The organism is Fulvivirga sp. (genome assembly GCF_040220315.1).
Classification (GTDB): Bacteria; Bacteroidota; Bacteroidia; order Cytophagales; family Cyclobacteriaceae; genus Fulvivirga.
The window spans coordinates 1-6538 of sequence record NZ_JAVJUY010000065.1; the positions used below are offsets into that span (position 1 = coordinate 1).

Genomic DNA, 6538 nt, shown 5'->3' on the forward strand with positions numbered 1-6538 from the left:
AATAGTCCTTGCTTCTCTAACCTTGTGATAAAACACCGGCTTCATTGCTTCCCAATCCAAAGTGTTTCTATACACAGAATGAGTCTTCATTATTGTGAAAACTTTATTTGCATGCTGTTGAATGGAATCTGATAAATCTAATGGTTGAGAGAAGGAAACAAAAGGGAAGAAAAAGAAAAACAATATTCTACTGAAGTTGGAGTGGGGAGACGAGCGTTTCATGGTATCTGTTTAATCAATAATTTCTAAATTAATGGTTTGGTATATCGTAATTACGGAGGATATAGCATAAAATGTGCCATCACCAAAACATGAAATTATTTATAAAAATAGTCCTAATTACCACTTTATTGCTTGTGATTACAATAGGATAGTCTTTGAACAAATTCCCCTAGCTGACGACTTCCTGTTAAATAATTACACACCTGTACAGGTTATGTTACTTGGTACCTGGCATTTTAATTATCCGAATGCTGACTCATATAAAGTAGATTCAGCAAACATGATTGATCTGAGCAACTCTGAAAGACAAGCTGAAATCATGGAGGTTGTTGAGAAGTTTTCGGCATTCAATCCCACCATCATTTGTATTGAAATACCTTTTGAAAAGCAACCGGAGCTTGATAGCCTATACGAAAGATATGTCTCAGGAGATCATGATTTGAGCATGTCCGAACAGCAGCAGCTTGGTTTCAGAATAGCACAAAAGAGTCATGCAAAAGTCTTTGCAGTTGATAGTTTCAGCTGGCTGAGAGAACATTCCAGCCATGAAGGTCTGTATGATATCTGGGATGAGAAGTATTACCTGGATACATTGGAATCGAGCAAATGGTGGCAGAAATACAGCTCATGGTACGAAGCAGAAAGTAGATTGCTTTTTGATCATACAGTTATGGAAAAACTTAAAATCATGAACCACCCCACCAATCTTAAAAGAAATTTAGGTCATTACCTGGTGGAATTGAAAACCAGTAACCACAATGGTCCGGATTCCTTTTCCCTGAAATGGTATGACCGGAACGTCAGGATCTTTAATAACATCCTCAAGACAAACCCGAAGGAAGGAGACCGAATTTTGGTTATCTATGGTGACTCACATGTAGCTATCTTAGAACAACTATTTGATTCCTCGCCACAATTTGAGCTGGTTCGGCCGTTTGAGTATTAACTTAACTAAAACAATGAACGACTCCTCCATCCCCAACATCCCTAAAGTATATCCCCAATTAGAAGCCAAATGCAAAGAGATTGGATTTACCATGCCGTCTGATATCTATATCGGAACACTGTTGAAGTCCCTAATTGCCTCGAAACTAAAAGGCAATGTCCTGGAGCTGGGAACAGGCATCGGGCTTTCACTCGCCTGGATGATTGAAGGGCTTGATGAGCATTCGAATTTGATCAGTATTGATAACGATTCTGAACTGATTGGAATTGCTAAGGAGTTCTTCTCTTATGATCCAAGAATTCAATTAATCTGTACTGATGGGAGTACATGGATTAATAAATATAGCGGCCCGGCATTTGATTTAATATTTGCAGATGCCTGGCCCGGAAAATACTCAGAGCTTGATGAGACACTGCAACTCCTTAAAGTGGGTGGCTTTTATGTGATCGATGACATGAACCCACAACCCAGCTGGCCGGATGGTCATGCCGAAAAAGCGGAGAACTTGGTTGAATACCTGAAATCAAGAGAGGACTTTACCATGACCAAGATGAATTGGTCTACGGGGGTTATTCTGTGTACCAAAAAAATTAACATGATTTAAAACAATGTCTGAAGAAGATCAGAAATCATTCTTTGAACGAATCGACAAACTAACCCTAAATAACAAGGCAAAGTTTGGAAAAATGAATGTGCATCATGTGCTTCCGCATTGCGCTGATCAAATCAGGATGGCGTTGGGAACTAAAAAGTCGCTGGAGTATGGAAAAGTTGATCCAAAAAAAATTCTTTCTCTGGTGAAAACAGGAAAACCCGTACCAACCCCAAAAGGATTTGGGCAGGTGGAAGGACATGGCACACCACCTACGACATTGGAAGGTGATAAGATAATCTTGAAAGAATATATTATAAAATTCAGCCAATTGGAGAATTCATTCAAATTTCACCCAAATACATATTTTGGTGACATACCCAGAGAAAAATGGACCTCATTGATCAAATATCACCTGAATCACCATTTAGATCAGTTTGGAGTGTGACTCTCTGGTTTGACTATTATAGACCTGGATTCAGGTTACAAATCTGTTCAGTTGATTCAACCTTAACTCTACCCTTTGTGGGTATCATATTCCTCCAAACCCAATTGTAGTGTTCGATTACCTTCTCTGCTTTAAGGTGTGGCCTATCCCCTGTTGTATGGCCATCTTCAACAATTGTAACACTAAAATCTTTAGCTATTGCTGACTGGACTGATGCTTCAACACAGAAATCTGTCGCACAACCAGTAATGAATAATTCATCAATCCCTAATGCTGTTAGTCTCAATTGAAGCTCAGATCTATAAAAAACGTCATTGGCATATTTGTCAATCCGAATGTCATTTGGATTTACGTCTAGTTCATCCAAGTTTTGCCAGTCTTCAGCATTTTTTACAAACTCTCTGGTTCCAGTTCCATCGTGCTGAATATAAATAACAGGGTATCTTAACTCACGAAACAATTTAGCTATTTGATTTATTCGATTCACAACTCCGAAGGCATCAAACCTTGGTGTTGATGAGGTAAAGGAACCCTTTTGCATATCGATTATCAGGAGCGCTTTCATGAATATCGAAAGTTATTAAGGAATTATAGCAAATATATTCACTAGTCTAATTCAACTGTTAATAATCTTGACATTCATGTCAACGAATTAGACGAAACAGTCAGTTGAACATTCCATAAATAATTGATTATTAATTGTTTATATTTTAGGTATGGTTTATGAGAATGAAAATTTCAAGACTTAATATAGATCTCATGCTCAAAAACTACCTAAAAATTGCCTGGAGAAATCTACTCCAACATAAAACATTTGCCTTAATTAATATTGCAGGGCTTGGGGTTGGTTTTGCTTGCATCATCATTATTGGAATGTGGATTCAGCATGAACTAAGCTATGATAGCTTCCACCCAAACGGAGAACGCATTGGTACAATACGAAAGCATGTGTTTTTTAACAATGAAAAAAGTACCAACCTGAGTGTTCCGCTTCCGCTGTATGAGGAATTAAAGACCAATTACCCAGAAATAAAACACATCAGCAGAATGAGTTCAAATTTTGGTGTGGGCTTGATGACAAAGGATCATCGATTAATCAAAGAAGGAATACATGTTGATCGGGATTTCCTGAGGATGTTCAATTTCCCAATAATCAATGGGAATATGAAGAATCCATTAGAAAACCCGAATGCAATAATTCTTACTAAGTCACTTGCAGAAACCCTTTTCGGGAAAGAAGATCCAATTGGAAAGATTATTAAAAGGGAAAACAAATACGATTTAGTGGTCACTGCAGTAATGGCGGATGTTCCTGATAATTCAACAATCACTTTTGATTTTCTGGCTCCTTTTGAATTCCTTATCCAAACTTTCCCTTTCTTTAAAAACAATTTAAATAACTGGGGTAGTAATTTCCTATTCAATATAGTCGAGCTTAAAGAAAACACCTCGATGCAGGCATTTTCAGAGAAACTGAAACTAATTGATTCAAACAAGACCAGCAATGGACAATTCTTTATTCACTCACTTAAGAAATGGCATTTATATGATCAATATGAAAACTGGAAAAATGTTGGTGGAAAAATCAGATATGTAATCCTGTTTAGCATTATTGGGCTTTTTATCCTTCTTATTGCTTGTTTCAATTTTGTGAATTTAAGTACCGCCAGATCTGAGAAAAGATCAAAGGAGGTAGGGATACGTAAGGCCATCGGATCCAGAAAAAAGCAATTGATTTCTCAATTTCTTACTGAATCTGTGTTGACATGTTGTATCTCATTTGTGCTAGCCCTTGTCCTGATCCAACTTTTCTTACCCCTATTACATTCCATTGGATTTGATAATGTAGCGTTGAAGTTTGACAATAAAATTATTTTGATAGCAGGTCTGGTGATAATAACTATTACCGGACTTGCAGCCGGCAGTTATCCAGCGTTCTACCTATCATCATTCAATCCTGTCCAAGTCCTGAAAGGTTCATTTAACCAAGGGCATAAAAATATCTTCCGAAGGACATTGGTAATTTGTCAATTCACACTTTCGGTTTTCCTTGTCGTTTGTACCATTTTGGTGTACCAACAGATACAGCATGCAAGAAACCGGCCACTCGGCTACAACCCTTCAAGGTTAATTACCTTAGGCACAAGCCCCGACTTGGTTGATAACTTCAACTTGCTAAAAACAGAGATGCTTAATAGTGGCTATGTACAATCAATGGCTAAAAGTTCAGGCCCTATGACCTATTTTACAAATATTTGGTCAACAACATGGGAAGGAAAGAATCCTGAGGAAGATGTTGCTTTTGGAGTGGTTTTGGTCGGATACGATTACTTAAAGACTATGCAATTAGAGTTAATTAAAGGACGCCCTTTTTCGGAAACATACAACGACCAAAATTCAGTCATTCTTACGGAGGCAGCACTTAAAGTTACTGGATACCAAGATCCTATTGGGAAGACATTGGAAATCGGCTCAAAACTAGTGACCATCATTGGAATTGTAAAAGATGTTCTCATTTCTGACCCATTCAAAAATGATGAGCCCGCGGCAATCATGATGAGCGGAAATAAAAGAGATGACCACTACATCTCCTTTAGACTTCGTCCTGAGGTTAACATACAAGAAGCTATGACAAGTATTAAGTCCATCTTTGATCTTTACAATCCTACTTATCCCTTTGGATATAGCTTTGTTGAAGATGATTTCGATGAAAAGTTTCAAATCGAAAGTCAGCTAGGCAAGTTGTCCGGTGTATTCTCAATACTAGCCATTTTTATGTCAAGTCTGGGACTCTTTGGCCTTTCCATGTATTTGGTTGAGCGACGATTAAAAGAAATAGGCATTAGAAAAGTGCTTGGATCATCCATATTAAAAATTTGGACTTTTCTATCTGGAGAATTTGCAATTATAGTTTCTATAGGATGTTTTTTAGCTTTCCTGTTGTCTTACTTCTTTATGGAGAATTGGCTTCAAGATTACTATTATAGAATTACAATAAGCTGGTGGGTATTTGTTGTATCTGGCATAGGTGCTCTTTTTATTGCCCTCATGACGGTTAGTTTTCAGACAATAAAAGCAGCCGTGGTTAATCCTGCTAAGATTTTAAAAAGTGAATAACTCATGCTCCAGCACAACCTCAAAATAGCCATCCGATCACTTTTTCGAAACAAGTTATTCTCTACTATCAACATCCTTGGTTTGGCATTAGGCTTCCTTACCTGTTTGCTAATAGGACAATATGTAAGCTTCGAATTGAGTTACGATAGGTTTCACAAAAATGCCGATCGGATTTATCGTGTACGTCACGATCGATACATTAATGGCGAACTACAATACAAAAAAGCTCAGGCATTTATACCTACAGGCGAGGTCTTAAAAAAAGAGTTGCCCGAAGTGCTAGCGTATACAACACTCTTTAGGGTAAGTGAACAGCATGATGTAATCATGAGCTATCTGCCAAAGGAAGGAAAAACCATTCGGTTTGCGGAAGACAATGTCTATAAAGCCAAAGGAAAATTTCGGGAGGTTTTTAGCTTGGATATTCTGGAAGGATCTACAGAACTGGAAATGCTAGAGCCACATACTATGCTCATAGCAGAATCTGTCGCTAATAAATATTTTGGTGATCAATCGGCTATAGGGAAGTCATTATCTGATCCTAATTTGAAATCATACGAGATTGTAGGAGTATTTAAAGATCTACCAAAGAATTCACACTTTCACATAGATTTTCTCCTGGGATGGGATACGATTTCAGGTGACGAAAATTATGATCATAGCAACTGGAGGTGGGATGCCTTTTATACCTATTTATTGTTGACCCCTAGAGCTAACCCTGATACGCTTGAAGCCAATTTTTCTGGAATTACAGATAAATATATGGGTGATCAAAACAATAACACCTATTCAAAATTAGTTCTTCAACCGATTGCTGATATCCACCTACATTCTAACCTAATCGGTGAAATAGAACCGAATGGTGATGCGAATATTATTAATGCGCTCACAGGGTTGGCCATTTTTATTCTACTGATCGCATGGATCAACTATATCAACCTGTCCACCTCCCACTCGCTTGACAGATCAGGTGAAATAGGGATCAGAAAAGCTGTTGGTTCAACCAGAAAACAAATTATCAAACAATTTCTAACTGAAACTTTATTGACTAACCTTCTTGCCATTTTGACTTCGATCATAATTCTATTGGTATTGTCCTTTACTACATTTTCTCATTTTGAAATATCTCTTGAACTTTTCAAAAAGGTAGAATTCTGGGTTATGGTGCTTTTCATCCTGATTGCAGGAAGTTTATTTGCCGGACTATATCCTG

At 37.6% G+C, this 6538-nt stretch carries 7 protein-coding genes; 5 read left to right on the forward strand and 2 right to left on the reverse strand.

All coding sequences use genetic code 11. The annotated features are described in order from the left end of the window. Positions 1 to 222: hypothetical protein (locus tag RLO81_RS02950; protein WP_350107001.1), on the reverse strand; the 222-nt coding region annotated here is incomplete at its 3' end. Positions 223 to 295: 73 nt separating this feature from the next. On the opposite strand from RLO81_RS02950, the gene RLO81_RS02955 reads away from it, so the two are divergent. Genes RLO81_RS02955 through RLO81_RS02965 form a run of 3 tightly spaced genes read left to right on the forward strand, consistent with a single transcriptional unit; the run spans position 296 to position 2208 of the window. Further along, positions 296 to 1168 carry a DUF5694 domain-containing protein gene (locus RLO81_RS02955; RefSeq protein ID WP_350107004.1) on the forward strand — a complete coding sequence of 291 codons (873 nt, stop codon included), beginning with the start codon at positions 296 to 298 and terminating at the stop codon, positions 1166 to 1168. A 13-nt stretch (positions 1169 to 1181) separates the two neighbouring features. Beyond that, on the forward strand, positions 1182 to 1772 hold the full coding sequence (locus RLO81_RS02960; protein WP_350107007.1) for an O-methyltransferase: 591 nt from the start codon (positions 1182 to 1184) through the stop codon (positions 1770 to 1772). A gap of 4 nt (positions 1773 to 1776) precedes the next feature. Further along, the gene (locus RLO81_RS02965) at positions 1777 to 2208 is read left to right on the forward strand and encodes a hypothetical protein (RefSeq protein ID WP_350107010.1); all 432 of its coding nucleotides are present in this window, start codon (positions 1777 to 1779) and stop codon (positions 2206 to 2208) included. A gap of 16 nt (positions 2209 to 2224) precedes the next feature. Here the strand turns inward: RLO81_RS02965 and RLO81_RS02970 are convergent, their stop codons facing one another. Beyond that, positions 2225 to 2773 carry an isochorismatase family protein gene (locus RLO81_RS02970; RefSeq protein ID WP_350107013.1) on the reverse strand — a complete coding sequence of 183 codons (549 nt, stop codon included), beginning with the start codon at positions 2771 to 2773 and terminating at the stop codon, positions 2225 to 2227. Positions 2774 to 2967: 194 nt separating this feature from the next. Here RLO81_RS02970 and RLO81_RS02975 point away from each other — a divergent pair, with 194 nt between their 5' ends. Continuing rightward, the gene (locus tag RLO81_RS02975; protein ID WP_350107016.1) at positions 2968 to 5325 is read left to right on the forward strand and encodes an ABC transporter permease; all 2358 of its coding nucleotides are present in this window, start codon (positions 2968 to 2970) and stop codon (positions 5323 to 5325) included. Between the two features lie 3 nt (positions 5326 to 5328). Then, positions 5329 to 6538 (forward strand): ABC transporter permease (locus RLO81_RS02980; protein WP_350107019.1); only part of this gene is annotated, 1210 nt, incomplete at its 3' end.

What these genes read in the sequence shown, in the direction of transcription:
- RLO81_RS02960 (WP_350107007.1), top strand. Translation starts at nt 1,182, where the DNA reads ATGAACGACTCCTCCATCCCCAACATCCCTAAAGTATATCCCCAATTA.
- RLO81_RS02965 (WP_350107010.1), top strand. Translation starts at nt 1,777, where the DNA reads ATGTCTGAAGAAGATCAGAAATCATTCTTTGAACGAATCGACAAACTA.
- RLO81_RS02970 (WP_350107013.1), bottom strand. Translation starts at nt 2,773, where the DNA reads ATGAAAGCGCTCCTGATAATCGATATGCAAAAGGGTTCCTTTACCTCA.
- RLO81_RS02975 (WP_350107016.1), top strand. Translation starts at nt 2,968, where the DNA reads ATGCTCAAAAACTACCTAAAAATTGCCTGGAGAAATCTACTCCAACAT.